Annotated in this window: 22 protein-coding genes; 13 read left to right on the top strand and 9 right to left on the bottom strand. The window is 35.2% G+C overall.

Annotated features, from left to right (window positions below; all coding sequences use genetic code 11):
• Positions 1-386: 386 nt before the first annotated feature.
• Genes BC6307_RS18360 through BC6307_RS18350 form a run of 3 tightly spaced genes read left to right on the top strand, consistent with a single transcriptional unit; the run spans position 387 to position 2,698 of the window.
• The gene (locus BC6307_RS18360) at positions 387-1,166 is read left to right on the top strand and encodes an SDR family oxidoreductase (RefSeq protein ID WP_066412252.1); all 780 of its coding nucleotides are present in this window, start codon (positions 387-389) and stop codon (positions 1,164-1,166) included.
• Between the two features lie 48 nt (positions 1,167-1,214).
• Positions 1,215-1,679, top strand: a complete 465-nt coding sequence (locus tag BC6307_RS18355) for a hypothetical protein (RefSeq protein ID WP_066412253.1) — start codon at positions 1,215-1,217, stop codon at positions 1,677-1,679.
• Entirely contained in the window at positions 1,679-2,698 is a 1,020-nt protein-coding gene (locus BC6307_RS18350; protein ID WP_066412256.1) for an alpha/beta fold hydrolase, read from the top strand. Before BC6307_RS18355 ends, BC6307_RS18350 begins: the two co-directional genes overlap by 1 nt.
• 184 nt (positions 2,699-2,882) lie before the next feature.
• Here BC6307_RS18350 and BC6307_RS18345 read toward each other — a convergent pair whose 3' ends face one another.
• Positions 2,883-3,869, bottom strand: a complete 987-nt coding sequence (locus BC6307_RS18345) for a Gfo/Idh/MocA family protein (protein ID WP_066412264.1) — start codon at positions 3,867-3,869, stop codon at positions 2,883-2,885.
• A 101-nt stretch (positions 3,870-3,970) separates the two neighbouring features.
• Positions 3,971-5,131, bottom strand: coding sequence for a dicarboxylate/amino acid:cation symporter (locus tag BC6307_RS18340; RefSeq protein WP_066412266.1), 1,161 nt, complete (start codon positions 5,129-5,131; stop codon positions 3,971-3,973).
• A 242-nt stretch (positions 5,132-5,373) separates the two neighbouring features.
• On the opposite strand from BC6307_RS18340, the gene BC6307_RS18335 reads away from it, so the two are divergent.
• From BC6307_RS18335 to BC6307_RS18320, 4 genes are all read left to right on the top strand, one after another.
• The gene (locus tag BC6307_RS18335) at positions 5,374-6,561 is read left to right on the top strand and encodes a LysM peptidoglycan-binding domain-containing protein (RefSeq protein WP_084380178.1); all 1,188 of its coding nucleotides are present in this window, start codon (positions 5,374-5,376) and stop codon (positions 6,559-6,561) included.
• A 389-nt stretch (positions 6,562-6,950) separates the two neighbouring features.
• Entirely contained in the window at positions 6,951-7,802 is an 852-nt protein-coding gene (gene proC, locus BC6307_RS18330; protein ID WP_084380180.1) for a pyrroline-5-carboxylate reductase, read from the top strand.
• A gap of 31 nt (positions 7,803-7,833) precedes the next feature.
• Complete coding sequence (proB, locus tag BC6307_RS18325; protein WP_066412273.1) at positions 7,834-8,961, top strand: glutamate 5-kinase; 1,128 nt, start codon at positions 7,834-7,836, stop codon at positions 8,959-8,961.
• Positions 8,962-8,979: 18 nt separating this feature from the next.
• Positions 8,980-10,236, top strand: coding sequence for a glutamate-5-semialdehyde dehydrogenase (locus BC6307_RS18320; RefSeq protein WP_066412277.1), 1,257 nt, complete (start codon positions 8,980-8,982; stop codon positions 10,234-10,236).
• A gap of 68 nt (positions 10,237-10,304) precedes the next feature.
• Here BC6307_RS18320 and BC6307_RS18315 read toward each other — a convergent pair whose 3' ends face one another.
• Both BC6307_RS18315 and BC6307_RS18310 read right to left on the bottom strand, forming a co-directional pair.
• Positions 10,305-11,612, bottom strand: coding sequence for an aspartate aminotransferase family protein (locus BC6307_RS18315; RefSeq protein WP_066412279.1), 1,308 nt, complete (start codon positions 11,610-11,612; stop codon positions 10,305-10,307).
• Positions 11,613-11,631: 19 nt separating this feature from the next.
• Positions 11,632-13,017 (bottom strand): YjiH family protein, encoded by a 1,386-nt coding sequence (locus BC6307_RS18310; RefSeq protein WP_066412282.1) that lies wholly within the window; start codon positions 13,015-13,017, stop codon positions 11,632-11,634.
• Between the two features lie 164 nt (positions 13,018-13,181).
• Between BC6307_RS18310 and BC6307_RS18305 the strand changes: the two genes are divergently transcribed.
• Positions 13,182-13,451 carry a DUF1292 domain-containing protein gene (locus BC6307_RS18305; protein ID WP_066412285.1) on the top strand — a complete coding sequence of 90 codons (270 nt, stop codon included), beginning with the start codon at positions 13,182-13,184 and terminating at the stop codon, positions 13,449-13,451.
• A gap of 38 nt (positions 13,452-13,489) precedes the next feature.
• Here BC6307_RS18305 and BC6307_RS18300 read toward each other — a convergent pair whose 3' ends face one another.
• Positions 13,490-14,119, bottom strand: a complete 630-nt coding sequence (locus BC6307_RS18300; protein WP_066412288.1) for a LysE family transporter — start codon at positions 14,117-14,119, stop codon at positions 13,490-13,492.
• Between the two features lie 203 nt (positions 14,120-14,322).
• Between BC6307_RS18300 and BC6307_RS18295 the strand changes: the two genes are divergently transcribed.
• Entirely contained in the window at positions 14,323-15,714 is a 1,392-nt protein-coding gene (locus BC6307_RS18295) for an amino acid permease (protein WP_235858053.1), read from the top strand.
• 61 nt (positions 15,715-15,775) lie between these two features.
• On the opposite strand, the gene BC6307_RS18290 is transcribed toward BC6307_RS18295, so the two are convergent.
• A complete protein-coding gene (locus tag BC6307_RS18290; RefSeq protein WP_066412292.1) occupies positions 15,776-16,147 on the bottom strand; it encodes a hypothetical protein in 372 nt (123 codons plus the stop codon).
• A 110-nt stretch (positions 16,148-16,257) separates the two neighbouring features.
• Complete coding sequence (locus BC6307_RS18285; protein WP_066412295.1) at positions 16,258-16,542, bottom strand: hypothetical protein; 285 nt, start codon at positions 16,540-16,542, stop codon at positions 16,258-16,260.
• Between the two features lie 171 nt (positions 16,543-16,713).
• On the opposite strand from BC6307_RS18285, the gene BC6307_RS18280 reads away from it, so the two are divergent.
• Entirely contained in the window at positions 16,714-17,346 is a 633-nt protein-coding gene (locus BC6307_RS18280; RefSeq protein WP_066412298.1) for a LysE family transporter, read from the top strand.
• A gap of 88 nt (positions 17,347-17,434) precedes the next feature.
• Here BC6307_RS18280 and BC6307_RS18275 read toward each other — a convergent pair whose 3' ends face one another.
• Together BC6307_RS18275 and BC6307_RS18270 are read right to left on the bottom strand one after the other, a co-directional pair.
• Positions 17,435-17,689 carry a hypothetical protein gene (locus BC6307_RS18275; protein ID WP_066412302.1) on the bottom strand — a complete coding sequence of 85 codons (255 nt, stop codon included), beginning with the start codon at positions 17,687-17,689 and terminating at the stop codon, positions 17,435-17,437.
• A gap of 71 nt (positions 17,690-17,760) precedes the next feature.
• Positions 17,761-18,276 (bottom strand): DUF6241 domain-containing protein, encoded by a 516-nt coding sequence (locus BC6307_RS18270; RefSeq protein ID WP_066412304.1) that lies wholly within the window; start codon positions 18,274-18,276, stop codon positions 17,761-17,763.
• A 322-nt stretch (positions 18,277-18,598) separates the two neighbouring features.
• Between BC6307_RS18270 and BC6307_RS18265 the strand changes: the two genes are divergently transcribed.
• The 3 genes from BC6307_RS18265 to BC6307_RS18255 all read left to right on the top strand — a co-directional run bounded on the left by BC6307_RS18265 (position 18,599) and on the right by BC6307_RS18255 (position 20,664).
• Positions 18,599-19,426 carry an STAS domain-containing protein gene (locus tag BC6307_RS18265; protein ID WP_066412314.1) on the top strand — a complete coding sequence of 276 codons (828 nt, stop codon included), beginning with the start codon at positions 18,599-18,601 and terminating at the stop codon, positions 19,424-19,426.
• A 122-nt stretch (positions 19,427-19,548) separates the two neighbouring features.
• On the top strand, positions 19,549-19,911 hold the full coding sequence (locus BC6307_RS18260; RefSeq protein WP_066412316.1) for a hypothetical protein: 363 nt from the start codon (positions 19,549-19,551) through the stop codon (positions 19,909-19,911).
• 15 nt (positions 19,912-19,926) lie between these two features.
• Positions 19,927-20,664, top strand: coding sequence for an Mrp/NBP35 family ATP-binding protein (locus BC6307_RS18255; RefSeq protein ID WP_066412319.1), 738 nt, complete (start codon positions 19,927-19,929; stop codon positions 20,662-20,664).
• Positions 20,665-20,671 lie beyond the last annotated feature (7 nt).

Raw genomic sequence — 20,671 nt, 5'->3', positions numbered from 1 at the left:
CGGCGGCTAGGTCCGGCTCAAACTTCACTTTTCCTCCGTACGATAAGTCAACATCGACTCACTCTCGTTCGTCGTGTTTCCTATATCTCCTGCGGAAAAGCTCCAGTTTGATTGGACCTAAACGAGCCGCCTCCGCTTTTCTACTAACCCTATTAAAATATGCGGGGGCGGTTATATCAATTTTCTCACGGGTTGATGGAATGGTAACTATAATGTAGAGAACGGTTAATGAAAGAAAATTGGATTTAAACGGGTGAAAGCATCCGAAATACTCTATTGAAAAAGAAGTAACGGTTAGAGTATAGGAGGTACTTCATCGATTTGTTTAATCAAAAATTAGTAGGGGGAAAACCTTTACTGTTTGCTATGATAGGAGGTTTAACTAAATGCATCCAAATGACCTTTTTCAGTTAAAGGGTAAAACAGCTATTATAACAGGTGGAGGAAAAGGGCTTGGTGCACAAATGGCTAATGTACTTGCGAGAGCAGGTGCGAATATTGTCATTTGCTCAAGAAATGAAGAAATTTGCAAACAAACGTGTAAACAATTGGAAGAAGAAGCAGGAGTACAAACGTTAGCCATTTCTTGTGATGTGACTAAAGGTGAAGAAATTGAAGCCGTCATTCAAGCAACAATGGAAAAGTTCGGACAAATAGACATTTTAATTAATAATAGCGGTACCTCTTGGATTTCTCCATTCATTGATTTTCCCGAAGAAAAATGGGACAAAGTCATGGATGTTAATGTAAAAGGTACCTTCCTCTTCAGTCAAGCGGTTGCAAAAGTAATGATGAAGCAGCGTAAAGGAAAAATCATTAATATAGCATCCGTTACGGGAATGGGAGGAACGTTTCCAGAATTACTAGATACTATTGCCTACAATACTAGTAAAGGGGCGATTCTCACTTTTACAAAAGATTTAGCAGTTAAACTAGCAAGATTTAATATCCAAGTTAATGCCATTGCTCCAGGGTTTTTTCCAACAAAAATAACAGAAAAAGTGTTAAAAGATGTTAATGCGCAAGTAGTGAAACATATACCAGCTGGTCGATTTGGAAATAGTGACGATCTAAAAGGTGCAACACTTTTTCTTGCTTCAAAAGCTTCAGATTATTGCATCGGTCAAGTAATCGTAATAGATGGCGGTATTACAGCTTTAGTTTAATGGAAGTATGTAGGAGTATATTTCTTTAAAAATAAAGGAGTGCAGGAAATGTCAAACCTAGATAAAAATAAAGAGATTCGAAAAAAAGCGATACAAATTGAAAAAAAAATAAACGACAGTATTCAAAAGCTATTAAACCGTGAGGATCTTGTTCAACAAACAGCGATAAGTAGTGAAATATATGGAACAGTATTAAATCAACTACAGCAATATATGGAGCTATTGTCCATTCATTTTAATTTACCAACGAAAAATGATATTGCTAACACAGCAAGATTAGTTATTCAAGTAGAAGAAAAAATTGATCGTTTAGAAGAGCAATTACTAGATTTGAAAGACTATATTGAAGAAATGAAAAAAAATGCAAGTGAGTTACCGACGATGAATTTCATTATGGAAAAAAAGCCAAAGGAAACAGTGGAAATAAAGGATACAAGTAAAAGACTTATTTTATCCCGTACTCTTGGGAAGGAACAAAAAGTAAGGCGAACAGAAGAAGGGGATTCAATCTAATGAGAGATTCAATACCTTCTAATTGGAGAAAATCGCCATCAATTGGAGGTCCTACAGCTCGTAAGGCAATATGGAAAAAAAATAAAGCAACTCTTTGGTATTATCCTTCAGCCCAAAAAACGTATAAAGAACCACTTTTCCTCATTTATTCTCTAGTTAATCAACCATTCATTTTAGATTTATATCCTGGAGCAAGTATGATTGAATCATTTGTTCAAAACGGTTATGACGTATACTTGTTAGACTTCGGCATACCAGGATACGAAGATAGTCACATTACAATTGATCATTATATTGTAGATTATATACAAAAAGGAGTTCAACGTACTTTACGACATGCTAAAGCAGATGAAATAACACTTATCGGCTATTGTCTTGGAGGGGTATTTGCCACGTTGTATGCGGCTATCGCCACAGAGTCAATAAAAAATTTGATATTAGTTGTTACACCAATTGATTTTAGTGAGCTACCTTCATTTAATAGATGGCTTACAGCTCTTAGGGACGAGAATATCAGTTTTGATCATTTATTTGATGCGTACGGTGTTTTACCTGCACCTCTAATTGAAGCAGGTATTCGTTCGATTACAGTACCTGTCTATTACACCCAATATTTAGCTCTACTACAAAACTCAAATAATAAAGAATACGTGGAACGCTGGAAACGGTTTAATGATTGGACAAAAGGACATATCCCTTTTGTAGGTCAAGCGTTAAAACAGTTTGTTAATGATTATGTTCGAGATAACAAGTTAGTTAATGGAGAAATAAAGATAAAAGGAAAAAATGTGCTGTTAAAGAACATAGATATGAATTTATTAGTAGTTGCAGCGAAAAATGATGAGTTAGTTCCACCAAGTTTATCTGAACCTATTATGAACCTCGTTTCTAGCAATGATAAGCAATTCCAATTAGTGGACGGTGGTCATACGACAATGACTGCTAAAAAAGGAGCATTACCAAATTATTTGCAAAACTGGCTTCCTGAAAGATCAACATTAATAGGAGAGGAAGTATAAACTATATAACTAGTGGGAGGTAACAATCGTGTATTTCTTATATACGAAATGGGAAAAGAAAATGGACCCTTATGTAGAATATTTAGGTATAGGAGCAGTAGTGTATAAACAATTTTATGCGTATATGAAAGATATGTAATAAAAAGGGATGGCTGTGATAACCTCAGTCCATCCCTATACATACTTATTGCTTAACAGCTTTATATACAATACCAATTTGCTTTCTTGCTCTTTCTATAACTTTAGCTGTTAATAAGGAATGTTCATACGAATTAATTGTTGATTCTTTTCTCCCTGTTTTTAGAAGGTGAAGGAACTCTTCTACTTCATAGTACATAGATTGTTGTCGTTGTGGAACCGTAATGTCTTCGATCGAACCATCACGATATCGAATTTGAACATGTTCTGGAGTATGGATTTTATCAATAATGATGCTCCCTTTTTCTCCTTGAATTTCGGATGGGAAATAGGAGTTTGAAATTTTGGAATGCATTGCTACTCCTTCCATCTCCTTATATGTTAACAATAATGTTCCTTCTCCATCTACTCCAGTAGAAAGCTTATAACCACTAGCTAGTATATTTTCTGGTTCGCCAAATAAAACGATACAAGGATATATACAGTAAATACCAATGTCCATTATGGATCCATTTGAAAAAGTTGGATCAAATGCATTATGTATGTTTCCTTCTTTAAAAGCATCGTATCGTGAAGAATATTGGCAATACGATGCGACATATCGTCTGATCTTCCCAATTTTATGCAAGTTGTCACGAATTACTTTGAAATTTGGAAGTAATGTCGTTTTTAAAGCTTCCATTAATAAAACATTTTGTTTTTTTGCCATTTCTACCATCATGCTGACTTCTCTTACATTGGAAGCTAATGGCTTCTCGCAAAGAATGTGTTTACCGTATCCCATTAGAAGACAAGCTTGCTCAGCATGGAAGGAATTAGGGCTTGCTATATAAACGGCATCTACGAGCGTACTTTTACCAAGCTCATGTAAGTCTGTAAAAGTAGTATCAACATTATACTTACTAGCGAACTGATTTGCTCGCTCCTTGTCCCGAGAGTAAACGGCGACTAATTGAAAATCTTTATGTAGGCTTGCAGCTTCTATAAAGCTATCTGTAATCCAGTTTGTTCCTATTACAGCAAAACGTATCAAAACCTATCACCTCATTGTTTATGTATTCCTCCATAATAGTACACAATTACAGAAAACAAAAGAAAAGCTACACTTTAAGTAGTGCAGCTTTTCTTCTAATCCTATTTATTTGCAGTTAATTTATCTACTGCGTTTGCAATAGCTCCGTCACCTGTAACGTTACATGCCGTTCCAAAGCTATCTTGTGCTAAATATAAAGCCATCATTAATGCTAACATTGTTCCATCGAAACCTAACATAGTATCTAAAAGGCCTAAAGCTGCCATTACGGCGCCACCTGGTACACCTGGTGCTGCAATCATTGTAACACCAAGCATTAAAATAAATTGAAGTATGAGGCCGAAAGAAAGTTCTAAACTATTCATGTACATAACAGCCATCGCACAAGAAACTAACGTAATAGTACTACCAGAAAGGTGGATAGTTGCTAATAATGGTACTGAAAAGTCAGCTACTTTTTCTCGTACACCAATTCTTTTTGCTCTCTCTAGAGTAACGGGAATGGTTGAAGCCGAGGATTGAGTACCGAGAGCCGTAAAATAAGCCGGAAGCATTCCTTTTAACATAGCAAAAGGATTTTTCCTAGAAATGGCCCCACTTACTGTATATTGAATAACAAGCATTGTTAAATGTAACGCAATAATTAAAACAAAAACTTTACCGAAAACAGTCATAATCGTTTGCACTTGTCCACCTTGAGTCATGTTCGCAAATATCCCCAAAATGTGTAGTGGTAATAATGGGATTATTACTTTCGATATAACTAGTTCTATAATACTTCTAAAATCAATCATAATATTTTTAAGTGAATTTCCTTTTATAGCAGCCATACCTAAACCTAGGGTGAAAGCTAATACTAGTGCAGACATAACTCCCATAACGGCTGGGATTTCCAATTCAAAAAATGGTGCTAGGGTAGTTTCTCCAGGATTATCATATGCACCAGATTTAACAGTATTTCCTAGTAGTACTGGAAAGAGTGAAGAAGCAGCAATATAAGCTAAAATTCCAGCAACAATAGTAGATAAATAGGCAAGTCCGGCTGTTAATCCTAAAAATTTACCAGCACCTTTCCCAATTTCACCAATACCGGGTGCGATGAATGCAATAATAATGAGCGGAATTGCAAAGCCTAAAAAGTTACCAAATACTTCATTGAGAGTAGTAAATATTCTGATAAACCAGTTTGGCATAAATGCTCCAATTAAAATTCCAAGAAGAATAGCAATTATTATTCTTGGTAAAAGACCTATTCTTTTCATAATGTCTCCCCCTTTTAATAAACCATCATACCGTATGACAACGTTTTCATCATACAAAAATATGAACAAAATTGAAAGAATTATTTTTCCAATATTCATTTTAGTAGTAATTCATAATAAAAATGTAATAATGATGCTACTTTTTACCAAAGTATTATTATTTTAATAATGTAAAACGAAATAGGGATATGTATCATATGATGATTTTAGGAGATAGGGATGGAGCATTATAGGAGGTAAAAATGATGAGTTATAAATTTTTATCATTGCCCCAGCTTTCAGACAAAAGGTCAGAGTTACCAAACCGTGGAAACTTAGCAAAAAGAAATACAGCGTTACGAAAGCTTGTACGAGTATGGCACCATAGTTTAACTAGGAAACATTTAGGAGGTTCGAATGCGAGAGGGTTTGCAAATTACCACGTTCACTCATTAGGATGGGAAAGAATTGGCTATACGTTTGTTATTGAGCCGATGAATATTGTTGATACTCCGAATGGAAGACGCGCTAGAATAGTATATGCAAACAATATTACCGATCGGTCTTATCATGTTGGTACGAGTAATGATTCATCGTTAGGAATATGTGTAGCTGGTGATTATCGTTATGATGACCTCGATGCAGCAACGATTGCTTCAATGGTAGATTTGCACCGTGCCCTTATCCAAGATAATATTGGGCGAAATGATAAATCACACCATGAAATGCCTGGATATGCTTGGAAGGTTTGTTGTGTTTTTGATTATCGAAAGGCATTAAGCACATCGCCTCATTCCCCAGTAATTGAAGCTGATTTACCGGACACGTACACTGTTCAACAAGGAGATACACTATGGAGTCTTGCCAATAACGACGATCGCTTTACAGTAGAAGACTTGATGAGGTGGAACAATATTGAAAACCCTAGAAACTTACGAGTAGGACAAAAGTTGACCTTTAGACCTCCTACAACAAGTGCACCAACAACTCCACCTACAAGAGCAACAGTGAAATGGAGTGGCACTGTGACGTCGCCAGGACTAAATGTAAGAAAAGGTCCGTCGGTTAATTTTCCAATAGTCCGTGCTCTAAATAATGGAGATGTTGTCGACGTTTATGAAGAAAGTAATGGATGGTTAAATATTGGAAATGGGCAGTGGGTTTCCAATGTAGGAGGTAAATATGTAACTAAAAGAACGAATGCAGGAAGGAGATACCTTAATTTAAAGCCATCAATAAATGCATGGCGTGTTTATCCACTTAACCGAGCAGCAGTTCGAGGGAATGAAATAGGGTTTTTAAATCCACAAAAATTTGGTGGGTTATCTTATGAAATATTAGGGAACCCGATGAGCAATGTATATACAATTCAAACCGCTAATTTTGGAAGAGTAAATATTTTTGCATCAAATTCAACAGCTAGCACCATCACTAATAGACCAACTTATTAATAAAAGGATCTATTTAGTAAAAAGTTACTCAAAAACAACAACACTATACTATAGCCTAAAAAAGAGTGATAGTTTAGTAATACTTCTGAACTATTCATTCTTTTTAGGCAATCGTTTGAATTAGATATTTTACACATAACCTATTTCCGTTTTTTTACTGTTATGTAATACGGACAAGCCTCTCCAAATTTATCCAACCCTTAAAATAAGCGAATATTCACGATATACTCTCGTTAAACGTCCTCACAAACGTATAAACTTTGTATGTTAACGCTTTCACTAACTATCTGAGCATAATACTGCCGACTTCCTTAAATCCCCTTGATTCTGTTTTTAATCATGTTACTATAAAACTCATTAACAAGAATTGTATGAAATGGAGCGATAGGATGTTAAAAAATAAAACAATTGGTTTTATTGGTGCAGGTTCCATGGCAGAGGCGATGATTTCAGGAATAGTTTCCTCAGACTTAGTGCCTAGCCATCAAATAATTGCGAGTAACCGTAGTAATGTAAAAAGATTAAGTGAATTAGAGACTTGTTATGGAATAAAAGGATTAACGAAAGACCAGCTTGCAATTAACGAATTAGATATTATCGTCTTAGCAATGAAGCCTAAAGATATAGATGTCGCATTAGAAAGCCTCCAACAACAATTACAACCTCATCAACTAGTGTTATCAGTCATTGCAGGGATCTCCACAACTTACATTGAAGAAAAATTAAGAAGCAACCAACCTGTTATCCGTGTAATGCCTAATACTTCTAGTATGATAGGCGAATCAGCAACTGCCCTTTCCCTTGGTACCTATGTTACAGAAGAACAAACTAAAATCTCCCAAAAACTATTATGTACGATTGGTAAAGTATACATTATCGCAGAAGAGCATATGGATGTTTTTACAGGTGTAGCCGGTAGTGGTCCTGCTTATTTTTATTACTTGATGGAGCATATGGAAAGAACCGCTAAAGAGGCCGGGTTAGATCATGCTGTTTGTCGAGACGCAGTTGCCCAAACGATATTAGGCGCAGCGAAAATGATGCTACAAAACGATGAAGAACCAGCTTCGCTACGAAAAAGAGTAACTTCACCAAATGGTACAACAGCAGCAGGTATAGAGGCACTTCGTTCATATGGTGGAGGAAAAGCTATATCAGAAGCGATTAAAGGGGCAGCTAAACGTTCGGAAGAAATAAGTATGCAAATGTTAGATGAAAATAATAACTTAGTAATAAATTAAAAAACGGATGATGAAAAACAGGAGTGATTAGATGGCCACGGCCGATAAAAATAGAAAGAGAATCGTGATAAAAATAGGTAGTAGTTCATTAACAAGTTTGCATGGTGAGATTAGTAGAAGGAAATTAGAAAGGTTAGTAGATGAAGTAGCAGAATTAAAGGATAACGGATATGAAGTACTTCTCGTCTCATCGGGAGCAGTAGCTGCAGGATATCGTAAACTTGGGTGTTTGGAGCGCCCAACAACGCTGCCTGAAAAACAAGCTGCTGCTTCAATTGGCCAAGGCTTGTTAATGGAAGCATACTCAGAACTATTTTTGTCTCATGGGTACGTAGCTTCACAAATATTAATTACTCGAAGCGATTTTTCAGATGAAATTAGATATAACAATGCACGAAACACAGCAAATGTTTTGTTAGAACGCGGAATTGTTCCGATTGTAAATGAAAACGATACGGTAACAGTAAACCGATTAAAGTTTGGTGACAATGATACATTATCAGCAAAAGTAGCAGGGCTTATTTGTGCAGACATGTTAATTATACTCTCTGATATTGATGGTTTATATGACTCAGATCCACGAGAGAACAAAGATGCAAAATTACTAGAAAAAGTGGAGGAAATTACCCCGAGTATTGAGAAAGCTGCCGGAGATTCTGGTAGCAGTGTTGGTACGGGTGGCATGAAGTCTAAAATTGACGCGGTTAAAATTGCGATGGCTTCTGGAGTACCAACATTTCTTGGAAAAGCGGGTGTCCCCAATATTTTAGTTGATGCGGTAAAACGAAAGGCGAAAGGTACTTATTTTGACTCGAAGACGAAGCTGAACTTAGATCAAAAAAGACAATGGATTTTGTTTAACTCCGGGCCAGAAGGAGAGGTTATTTTAAAAAAAGACGCTGATTTATCACAGCTAGGAAAGAAAAGCCTATTACCATCTAAAATTGACAGAGTTATCGGGACATTTAAGGTCGGTTCCGTCATAAAAATTTTAGATTATGAACAAAAGCCAGTTGGACTTGGTGTAGTCAATTATTCATCAACGGAGTTAGTACAATGGAAAAAAGAAGAACTTACAATGGAAGAATACCCAAAAGAAGTAGTTTATAACGAAGATTTAGTTTGTCATATTGAAAAAAGCATACCTGTTAGTGTATAAAAATAATGGAGGGATTGGATGACAGTAACAACGGTAAGTGTGGAAAGTCAAGCAATAAAAGCAAAGAAAGCTGCAAGGGCACTGAGCTTATTAACGACAGAACAGAAAAACGAAGTCCTATATAAATTAGCCGATTATCTTGAAAATAGGGCAGAAACAATTTTGAAAGCAAACGATTTAGACTTATCAAACGGACGTGAAAAAGGCTACAACGAAGCATATTTAGATCGATTAGCACTATCTAAGGAACGTATTACTGACTTTGCTAATGGCTTAAGAGAAGTTGCAGAGCTGGATGATCCTACGGGAGACATTTTATCAAGCTGGAAGTTAGAAAATGGTCTTTTAGTGGAGAAAGTAAGGGTACCATTAGGTGTAATTGGAATGATTTACGAAGCACGCCCTAACGTTACAGTAGATGCAACTGGTTTAGCATTAAAATCTAGTAATGCTATTGTATTAAAAGGTGGCTCTTCTGCTATTAATTCTAATAAAGCAATTGTGGAAGTAATGCACGAAGCGTTAGACGAAACGGTCGTTAGTAGAGAGGTAGTACAATTTATTGCTAGTACTGATAGAGAGACAACACAGCAATTGTTTACGATGAAAGAGCATATTGATGTACTAATTCCTCGTGGAGGAGCATCTCTAATCAACGCAGTCGTTGAGAATGCTACTGTTCCAGTACTGGAAACAGGTGTTGGTAACTGCCATCTATATATCGATCGTGATGCGGATGTAGAAAAAGCATTATCCATCTTAGTTAACGCGAAGACAGACCGCCCCGCAGTCTGTAATGCAGCAGAAACGTTAATTGTTCAGGAAGACTGGTTAAAGCTCCATAAAGAAGCACTAATTGCTACCTTATCTGAACATGATATTTCTGTTTTTGGTGATGAGCAAGTCGTATCAGTCATTCCGAATGCTAAATTAGCTGGGGAAGACGACTGGAAAAATGAATACTTAAGTTTAAGTATTGCAATAAAAACGGTGAAAAACGTGGATGAAGCAATTGTTCATATAGATCAGTATGGTACGAAGCATTCAGAAGCTATTATTACTGAAAACAAAGAAACAGCTGCAACTTTTATGAAATTAGTCGATGCAGCTGCAATCTATCATAATGCCTCCACTAGATTTACAGATGGCGGAGCGTTAGGATTCGGAGCAGAGATAGGGATTTCTACACAGAAATTACATGCAAGAGGACCAATGGGATTACCAGCCTTAACTACGGTAAAATATCAAATGACTGGTAACGGACAAATCCGCTAAGAGTTAATCATGATAGGTAAAAAAGGATGAACTAGGAACAATCTGTTTCTAGTTCATCCTTTTTCCTATTAAAGAGTTTTTTCTTCATATATAGAAATAGCCTCATCTAACATTTTTAATCCATCATCAATTTGCTCTTTTGTAACAGTCAATGGTGGAATCATTCGAATAACTTCACTGTTATTTCCACAGAAGTAAAATAGAACACCTTTTTCTAAGGCTAAATCAAGTATTTCAAATAAAGCTTCACCATTTGGTTCACCTGAAGTAGGATGAACAATTTCAATGCCAATCATTAATCCGACCGCACGTATTTCCCCAATTACGGAATGTTTTGCTTTTAATTTTTGAAGTTGCTCAACAGCGTATGCTCCAACTTCTTTTGTATTTTGTAAAATGTTTTCTTCCTCTATCACGTCTAAAACAGCTAGAGCTGCATGGCAAGCGATAGGATTTCCCCCAAATGTCGTTCCATGACTTCCTAACGGCCATTGCTGCATAAGTTCATGAGATGCTACCGTTGCACTCAACGGTAAACCATTGGCAATTCCTTTTGCAATTGCCATAATATCAGGCGTTACTTCAAATGTTTGAGCGGCGAACATTTCCCCAGTTCTCCCGAAACCAGTTTGTACTTCATCAAAAATAAGTAATATATTATGTTGATCACAAATTTCTCGAACTTTTTTTAGCCAAGCTTTAGGAGGGATTATATAACCACCTTCCCCTAAAACAGGTTCTACAATAACAGCAGCAACCTCTTCAGGTGTAACTTGGTGATTAAACAAACGTTTAAAATCTTTTTCTAATTGTTCCACTACATAAGTTTCAGGGTCGATTCCATTAGGTGCCTCTGCGGTGTTAGCGTACGGTACTTGATAAGACCCGTGAGGCTGTTGGAATTTTCGATATTTACTTTTCGAAGTTGTGACACTTAAAGCTCCCATTGAACGCCCGTGAAAACAACCGATAAAGGAAACAATATAGGGGCGTTTTGTCACATGTTTTGCTAGTTTTATAGCACCTTCAATGGCCTCTGTACCGCTATTGGCGAAAAAGAAGCAATCTAGTTCCCCAGGTAATTTTTCAGCTAGACGGTCTGCTAACGTTAATATAGATTCATAGATAATGACTCCAGAAGGCCCGTGCGCTAATTCGTCAGCACCTTTTTTAATTGCTTCTACCACTTTTGGGTGGCGATGACCTACATTAGTCGTTGCAATTCCTGAAGTGAAGTCTAAATATGTTTTACCATCTAATCCATAGTAATAGCACCCTTCTTCTTTTATTACCGGTAAATTAGGATGATCTTTTGCCATGCTCGGTGCTAACCGCTTCGACATGTTGTGTACTAAATGACCCCAATCTTGATTCATGTGTTTAACCTCCTAGATGTTAGAAAAATAGTAAATGTGCCATTAAAGCTGCAACTGGTAATGTAATAATAGTACGTTGTAAGAAAATAATAAACAACTCTAAAAGAGATAAAGGTATTTTAGATTTAATAAGTAATACACCAATCTCGGACATATAAATTAATTGCGTTAAAGACATAACTGCAATAACAAATCTCGTTAATTCAGATTCAATGCCACTACCGATTACTGCCGGTAAAAACATATCCGCAAACCCTACAATCATCGCTGGAGCAGCCGCACTTGCTTCAGGGATTTGCAATAAATTTAATAAAGGCACGAATGGATAAGATAAGTAATTAAAAATTGGGGTGAACTCTGCAATAATTAGTGCCACCGTTCCAATTGCCATTACTAAAGGAATTAGTCCAATCCAAATATCAACTACATTAAAGACAGCTTTTTGTACTACTTGTCTCGCACTTTTCACTTGATCTGCTTTTTCAACTGCTTGTTTTACTCCCCATTGGAACGTAGACATTCCGCTTGGAACAGACTCATGAATTTTTTGCCCTACTGGCTCATAATACGTATCTTTCTTACGTGACAAAGGAGGAATTCTTGGACAAATAACAGCAGCAACTATTCCCGTTACGATAACTGTAAAGTAAAACTGTACAAACATATGGTCAATATTTAAAAACTTCGCTATAACGAGACTAAACGCGATGGAGGCAATCGAAAAGTTTGTTGCTACAACTGATGCTTCTCTTTTTGTATAATAACCAGACTCATATTGCTGTGTTGTTAATAGAACACCTACCGTTCCGCTTCCCATCCAAGATGCCATTGCATCGATAGAAGAGCGACCAGGTAATTTAAATAGTGGTTGCATTACTTTTCTAACTATTGTACCAATAAAGTCCATTAAGCCGAACTCAAGCAGTAGTGGCATAAATAAACTTGCAAATAAAAACCACACCATTAACACAGGAATAAGATCGTATAAAACTACTCCACCTGTATATGCGGAGTTAATGGCAGAAGGACCAAATCCTAATAATGTAAAAACTGCGAATAATGCACCGATTATTCTAAGTATTAACCAAAAAGGACTTATGTTAAATAAAGTATTTATAAAACTATTTTTCTTTACCGAAGCAGGAGCAATCTTAACTAGTAAACTACCAATAGCGGATACACATAAAACAACAGTCATAAACGTTGGTATATGTGCCCCAATTGCACCTTGTAACCAATCTGCCATAACCCCAAGGCCAATCGTTACTTTTCCGTTAATTTTTATCGGTATTAAAAATAATAAAACACCAATTAAGGAAGGAATGAGGAATTTTATTAACTGTTTTGATGAGTATTTAGATTGTGTTATTTCCGTTGTTTCTGTCTTAGCTGAACCGATTTCCATAGTGGTATCCCCTTTTTATAAATATAACTTTTAATGAATATTTATAAAATACACGAATGTGCATAAAAATACAACCCTTTTTTGAAGGAAATAATAAACAAACGGACATATAAATCTATTTAAAGGACAAACTATACCAAGATATGTAAAAGGAGGTGATACCGATGGAATTAGATGACTTTAGAGATACAATTGTAATAAAAAATATAGACGGAGAAGAAATGGAATGTACGGTAGAAGCTTTGTTTGAGATGGAAGGAAAATCATATGCCCTTTTATCTGATGGAAAGGCCACTGTTGTCATGCAGGTTGAAGAAGATAGAGGAGAACAATATTTAGTAGGAATATATAGTACAGAAGAAAAAGAGGCAATACTAGATGCGTATGAAATAGCGATGGAAGCAGCCATGTTAGATAATCAAGAAATTTTTTAGAAAAATAGGCCTGCAAGGAAGGACCAGGCCTATTTTTGTTATAAAAATAAAATTTTCACTGCTTCATATCCAAAATATAAGCCAAAGCCGATCATTGATAATGAAGAAGCAATGGAAATAAATCTAAGTAAGTTGGAATGAAGTAACCTTCTTGCAACGCTAGATACTGTTGCCATCGTAAAATCCCAAAGTAATATACCGGCTATTATCGCTAAACTGTAAACGATTAAAAGGTTACTTGAAAGGGTTGTTGCATTTTTAGCTAAAACAGACCCATATATGCCAAGCCAAAAAAGTATCGTTAGTGGGTTTGAAATAGACATAATAAAACCAGTAGAAAAGGAGCTTCTTAATCTTTCCTTTCCTTCTTCTTTTGCGCTCCTATTTATTTTTACAGAGGCTAACAAGCTTTCAATCCCTGTGTACGTAAGAACGAAAAAACCAAATAACCATAGGAATGTTTGCATAAAAGGTGTTTCAATAAAATGTATTACTCCTAAATAAACTAATAGCATGTATATGACATCTGCAATTAATGCGCCAACTCCAAATACCCACGCATGAAAAAAACCAAATTTAATTCCTTTATCTAATTGAGCAGCATTAACTGGCCCGACAGGTGCTGCTAATGAAACCCCAAGTAAAACATATGTGAAAATTGAGTTCATCAAAAAACCTCCAATAAAGTATCTTTTCCATACTTATTCAGAGAAGGATGCTTGTACGACTAAAAAAGAAATAAATTTTTGGACAAATAATAACGTACAATTTTCAAATACTATAACAAAATATATAAAAGACATACCGTTCTTATGTAGTTAGTTACATACAAGTATTAATCTTTTTCTATATGCTAATAAAGGAGAAAACTATGGTTGATAAACAAAATATGAGTAGTGTGTTTCAAAAATATTCTAGCCAAAGTGGAGGAAGTGGAGGGGGAGAAAATAAGGAAGGTATTTCTTGGTGGCACCTATCTCTTATTGGAGTAGGTTGTACAATCGGAATTGGATACTTTTTAGGGTCAGGATTAGGCATTAAGTCAACTGGTCCTTCAATCGTGATATCATTCCTTATTGCCGCTCTCGGAACGTATATTGTATACAATTTGTTAGCGAAAATGACTGCAGAGGATCCGCAAGATGGCTCCTTCTGTTATTACGCAAATAAAGCGTATGGTAGATGGGCAGGTTTTAGTTGTGGATGGAATTTTTGGAGCGCAAATATTTTAATTATAGGAAGTCAGTTAACGGCATTAGGCTTGCTTTCAAAATTTTGGTTCCCTCATGTTCCGCTCTGGATTTTTGCTGCGATATATGCAGCACTGTCCATTCTTGTTGTGTTATTGGGAGCGAAAGGTTTTGGAAAAGTAGAAGATGTACTAGCGATAATTAAAACGTCCGCAATTCTTATGTTTATTATTATAGGTGCTTTAGTATTTATAGGGATAATCGACGGAAGTGCAGAGGGGAGACCTGGAGTCCCAACTTCGTATACCGAATTTTTCCCTGAGGGATTGAAAGGATTTTGGGGTTCCCTCATTTTTGCTTTTTATGCTTATGGCGGAGTAGAGGTAATAGGTTTAATGGCGATGGAGTTAAAGCATAGGGAAGATGCGCCTAAAGCTGGTAAAGTAATGTTAACTTTACTTGCTATTATTTATTTAATTTCTTTAACACTTGTTGTTACATTAGTCTCTTACACGAAAATTACTGAAAAAGAGAGTCCGTTCGTAACAGCATTAGCGAATTATGACCTTACGTTTTTTCCGCATGTGTTCAATGCAGCAATTATTATCGCTGGATTTTCAACTATGACAGCTGCTTTGTTTGGGGTTACAACTTTACTAGTAACAATGGCTAAAAGTGGAGATGCACCAAAATTATTTGAAAAGAAATTAAAGTTTAGAGAGTTACCATTAGCATCTTTATCATTAGCCGTAGTTGGCCTCCTTTCGTCTGTTATAGCTGCCTTACTATTACCGGGAAAAATATTTGAGTATATTACTACTGCAGCAGGAATCTTACTCTTATATAATTGGATGTTTATTATAGTATCAGCATTGAAAAACTTAGATAATAAAATGTGGGATAAAATCCTCGCTTTTCTAGGTATCCTTTTCATTATTGCAGCAGTTAGTGGTACAGTAGTAGAAAAAACTAGCCGTTTTGGATTTTATGTAAGTTTTGCTTTCGTGGGGGTTATCGGGATTTGCACATTAATATTGAGTAGAAAGTGGAAGAAAGAAGAACAATCTACTTAAAGAAAAGCCAGTATCTATAGCGATACTGGCTTTTTATTTATGATATTATGCGTGGGCAGTTTTAATTATTTGTAAAAGCTGGAATGCGATATTGTGCTTGGTTTTGATAAAGATGTTGATTTTGATATGGTGCATTGCTTGTAAACCCTTGATTAGGATGTATTCCACTTAGCTCATGTTGCATTTGATTGCACATGTTTACGATTTCTTGACAACGTTGAATGGCTAACTCGTGGTTGAGTAAACTTTGCTCAATATATTGTGCAGCTTGTTTTTCTCGTTGTAGTATTTGTTCGAGCATTTGGATGTTTTGTTGTTCTTGCTGTAGCATCGCTCTGTATTGTTGACTACCTTGTTGTGTTTGATTGATAAGTTGCTGCGCAAGTTGACGGGTTTGGTTTATTTGCTGTGTACCATGTTGTGTAGTATGCATAAGGGTTTACCTCCATATGTTTATTTAGTGGGTTTCCCCTCCCATAGGTTTTACTAACACCAACAATAAACCCCTGTAAACTTAAGCCAACAACATGAAGATAATTTACTTTACTTTTCTTCTTCCTCTTCATCAAGATTCAATGTTTTCCCGCCTACTGATAGGTGTGAAAATACTTCTGCTTCTTCCGTTAATTTTTCGATTCCTTTTAAGTAAGGCTTTACTAAATCTTTAAAATCTTCTTCTACCCCTTCCACTTCAAGATGTCCAAATACATATATTTTCTTTTCTTTCATGATATACGATAAATATCCTACCGCTTTATCTTGTTGATTTACTATGTTTAATACTTGAGCTTCTTCTTTACTTAATTCAGGTGAAAAGTAAATTTCCATTATCTATCCTCCATGATGTACTTATGTAGTTAATATAGTTACTTTAGTTAGTATTTCCTTTCCTTTGCACGATATGTGTTATATTTCCATCCAAAAATCATTGAAAAGTTGTCCTACTTGGACGACCTCTCTCATACAATGTACAAGTCTGTATTTGGGAGTGATGAAAGTTTGAGCGTTAGTGTGTTATTAAGTTACGTATTATTAGGTCTTACATTAGCAGCACCAATCGGGCCAGTTAATTCTGCCCGTTTAGATAAAGGGATTAAAAACGGTTTTTGGCATGCGTGGAGCGTTGGTGTAGGATCGATGATTGCTGATGCGATTTTCATGATATTAATCTTTTTAGGGCTTGTACATTTTATTGAAATTCCGATTGTTCAAATCTTCCTATGGTTATTCGGAGGTTTTGTGCTTATATATTCAGGGGTGGAAGGGATATTAAAAGCTAGTAACATTTCCTTTGATGCTAATCGAAAAAAAGATTCATTATGGAAATGCTTTTTAACAGGGTTTATTATGTCCATTACGAGTCCGCTTTCTATTTTATTTTGGCTTGGTATTTATGGCTCCATATTAGCTAAAACTGCTACTTCATACGGAACAACACATCTTCTTGTATATAGTACAATGATATTTATTGGACTTACACTTTGGGACATATTTATTGCTGGTCTTACTTCTGGATTTCGTAAGTTTTTAACATATAAAAGTCTTATTAATATTTCTATTGTTTCAGGATTATCATTAATCGCTTTTGGGCTATACTTCGGTTTTCAAGGAATTAAAGCTCTTTTTTTCTAATAAAGAGGGAAATCTGGTGAATAAATTCTGTACTTGAATTCTCCTAGCTTTACATGAAAAATAAAAACCTACATCAAATAAATGTAGGTTAGTACCGGAGAGTAAGTGCTTCCTGTGTTTCTTCCACTTGGCGCAATAATTCTTTTGCTCGTAAAAGATTTGTTTCGTCCTCTTGGCTAAGCTCTTTACCGTGAAAGCTATGTAAAAGCTCTTTTGCGTAAGCAATTAACTGAATCGATTGTTGATAATTACGAGAATTGTTATTTGTTTGCGTATGGTAGACAGCCTCCCAAGCTTCTTCCACTGCTTTACGAATTTCATGAATCGGTTCATGATAATCCAATATTAATCCCTCCGTTAAGTAGTCTTTTTTGTATATAGTTTGACAAACGGAAGGAATTATTCCTGACTACCTTAACGTGATTTAAAATGCTTTCGAATAAAAGCTTCTTCCTCTTCTGCTGTTAATAAACCTGTTGCCTTACCTACCGTACCGTTTTGTAATTTCCATATTGCGTTATGGTCATGATCAGCTCTAGAAAAATCTTGTTTAGACCATCGGATTAATATGCTTTCATATACATCTGCATGTGCGTAATCATCTCGATTTAGTTGCACTATTTCGAGTAGTCTTTCCACTCTTTCAGGTGATAATGGGATAGCCCCCCATTTTTGATCTGCTTTCACTTTTTGATGAGACATTAAATGAATCGCTCTTTGTATAGAAGCTTCCGACATATCTAGTGTAAATTCCCCTTCAACAACTTCTTTTTCCTCTTCTATAAGAAAAATAGCTCCTTGCTCAGATTCCTCGACTGTAAGTTGTACTTCTGATTTTGGAGTAAAAATGTCAGTTAGAAATAATAAAGAAATTACGATAAGGATGATAGGTAAAGAAATAACGGCTAGCCATTTTAAATAGCCTTTCATGATCGATACCTCCTAAGGTGTAAAGATTATCCAGTTATCTACTTCTATAAAGTAAGCGAAAATACCTTTTTATTTTTTAAGGAAAAAACTCCATCATGTACTATATAGTACAAAAGCAACAATTTAAGGTAAAAAGCGTCTAGATGAAAAAAAAACAATCGAATCTAAGCTATACTAAATACAAGGGATAAATTTTAAATACATTAGTTGTAAGTTCGTATAATTATTCATAATATTAAGGGAATATATTTCAAATCCACTCTTAATTTAGTAAAATAGACTATATACATAATTTTACTTATCATAATAAATGGAGGATAAAATGGAACTTTCTTTTAAAAACAACTTTTCATTGAAAGAATTTATATTAGAAAATCAGCAATATTTCGAGGGGAAATTATTAAATGAAGCAATAAATGTAAAAGATAAAATTGAGGAAATCCGTGCAATTGGTAATATTAATCTATTAAAAAATGCTAATAATATCGTACTTTTTGTAATTGAAGAAAGAAAAGAAGAATTAATTGCTTTTGCTAAAGCAGAAGGGATTGTTTGGGCTAAATATCAATTAACGTTAGCTTTTAAATTAGAATGGATTCAAGCATTAAGAAGGACACTTTGGAATTTTCTTTACCATTACGACAAGTTAAGAGGGGAAACCTTAAGTCTTGAAGCGTTCTATGAAAAAGAAAAAAACTACAATGAATATATTGATCAATTTTTTTCTAACTTTTTTATTAATTATTCGAAGTATAAAGATGAATTACTTGAAGATCATCGAAAATTAGTGGAAAACTTATCTGTACCTATTATACCAATTAATAAAGAAATATGCGTTCTCCCTCTAATTGGAACAATAAATAGCCAAAGAAGTATGACTATCCAAGAAAAAGTTTTATTTGAAATTAAGGAAAAGCATATTCAAACGTTAATAATAGATCTATCAGGTATAGCTCACATCGATGAAGAAATCACAAATGACTTCATGAAAATAATAGAAGGAGCATCGATGATGGGTTGTAGAACTATTTTAACTGGTTTACGCCCCGAAATTGTAAGAGGTGTTGTATTAACAGGTATTAATTTCAATCACCATGCAGATTTTAAAGGGACATTACAACAGGCATTAAACGAAGTCTTATTTAAATGAAAAAGAATTTAACTTTTGAGTTTGCTAATTATATTGGCAAACTCTCTTTTATGGGGAAAAATAATGGAGTATGATGTTACTAATGTTTTGTCCATACTAATTAATAGGAGGTTGACAACTTAATGTTAGTGACAAAAATTACATACTCTTCTGTAAATAATACTTTTACAGATTTTTCATCCCCATACATAAAAAAATATGAACATAACTATTATAAAGTTTTCCCGGAAAAACTGGATAAACAGATAGCGGATGTAAAAGTTAACGATAATTTGATTGAAATTTCCTTTTTGGAGGATCTTGAACTAAAGGAATACATTTTATTACATGAAGTAATAAAATCTATCCAATTAGACGTAAAAGGAACGATTGATGATTCCAATAGTTTTTTAGGATATACAGAGTTAGGTGAACGAGCTTATATTATTCGGAATTGGAGTAAATGGATTGGATATGTTCATGAATCCATGAAAAATTGTCAATAAAGGAGGAGTTAAAAGTTGTTGTCTGGTAATGTTATTTCTGTTATCTCAGGAAAAGGCGGTGTGGGTAAATCAACTGTTTCTGCTAATCTTGCTGTTTCCTTAAGCAAAATGGGGAAAGAAGTAGCTCTTATAGATTTTGATATTTATGGAAGCAGTATTCCCAGTATGATGAATATTAGTCACGGACCGAAATCAATGAACAATAGAATAATTCCCGTCGAATCGCATGGTGTAAAAGTGATGTCGATGGGATTTATTGTGAAAAATAACGACCCTGTTGTTTGGAGAGGACCTATGCTTGGTAAAGTTATTAATCAATTTATAAATGATGTCATTTGGGGAGACTTAGATTACGTCATTATTGATATGCCACCTGGTACAGGGGATGTCGCGATGGATGTAAATCGCTTAATACCAAATTCACAACAAATTTTAGTAACAACTCCACACCCAACATCCTCTCATGTAGCTGAGAGAGCAGGAAAGATGGCACATAATAATAACCATAAATTTGTTGGAATCGTAGAGAATATGTCCTACTTCCAACCACCCGACCATAATCAAAAATACTATATTTTTGGAAAAGGTGGTTCAGAGCAATTAGCGTCTAAACTAGGGACAGAGCTTATTGCGAGGCTACCAATTATTGCTCCTAATGAGAAGGATTTTGAACCTTCCATTTATAAAAAAGGAAATTTGCTGCATGATAAATATATGGAACTAGCTGACAGGCTAGATTCCTCAATAGCTTAAAAAGAGA

This window comes from Sutcliffiella cohnii (assembly GCF_002250055.1).
Classification (GTDB): Bacteria; Bacillota; Bacilli; order Bacillales; family Bacillaceae_I; genus Sutcliffiella; species Sutcliffiella cohnii.
The sequence above is the reverse complement of the archived record's forward strand: the minus strand, read 5'-3'. Positions and strand labels throughout refer to the sequence as shown.